A 1,067-nucleotide genomic window follows, 5' to 3' on the forward strand; every position below is an offset into this window, starting at 1 on the left:
TCGTCAAGTCTTTCGTTAAGGAGGTGATCCAGCCGCAGGTTCCCCTACGGCTACCTTGTTACGACTTCACCCCAGTCGTCGGCCACACCGTGGTAAGCGTCCTCCTTACGGTTAGACTACCTACTTCTGGTGCAACAAACTCCCATGGTGTGACGGGCGGTGTGTACAAGGCCCGGGAACGTATTCACCGCGGCATTCTGATCCGCGATTACTAGCGATTCCGACTTCACGCAGTCGAGTTGCAGACTGCGATCCGGACTACGATCGGCTTTTTGAGATTAGCATCTCCTCGCGGAGTAGCAACCCTTTGTACCGACCATTGTAGCACGTGTGTAGCCCTGGTCGTAAGGGCCATGATGACTTGACGTCGTCCCCGCCTTCCTCCAGTTTGTCACTGGCAGTATCCTTAAAGTTCCCGGCTTAACCCGCTGGCAAATAAGGAAAAGGGTTGCGCTCGTTGCGGGACTTAACCCAACATCTCACGACACGAGCTGACGACAGCCATGCAGCACCTGTATGTAAGTTCCCGAAGGCACCAATCCATCTCTGGAAAGTTCTTACTATGTCAAGACCAGGTAAGGTTCTTCGCGTTGCATCGAATTAAACCACATGCTCCACCGCTTGTGCGGGCCCCCGTCAATTCATTTGAGTTTTAGTCTTGCGACCGTACTCCCCAGGCGGTCTACTTATCGCGTTAGCTGCGCCACTAAAGCCTCAAAGGCCCCAACGGCTAGTAGACATCGTTTACGGCATGGACTACCAGGGTATCTAATCCTGTTTGCTCCCCATGCTTTCGTACCTCAGCGTCAGTATTAGGCCAGATGGCTGCCTTCGCCATCGGTATTCCTCCAGATCTCTACGCATTTCACCGCTACACCTGGAATTCTACCATCCTCTCCCATACTCTAGCTTCCCAGTATCGAATGCAATTCCTAAGTTAAGCTCAGGGATTTCACATCCGACTTAAAAAGCCGCCTACGTACGCTTTACGCCCAGTAAATCCGATTAACGCTCGCACCCTCTGTATTACCGCGGCTGCTGGCACAGAGTTAGCCGGTGCTTATTCT

1 rRNA gene is annotated in these 1,067 nt (G+C 52.7%); it reads right to left on the reverse strand.

The window, feature by feature from the left end:
* Positions 1-16 precede the first annotated feature (16 nt).
* Positions 17-1,067: ribosomal RNA gene (locus FTV09_RS17875) — 16S ribosomal RNA — on the reverse strand; the annotation flags it as partial.

Origin of the sequence: Acinetobacter sp. YH12227, assembly GCF_013417785.1 — a bacterium.
GTDB lineage: Bacteria > Pseudomonadota > Gammaproteobacteria > Pseudomonadales > Moraxellaceae > Acinetobacter > Acinetobacter gandensis.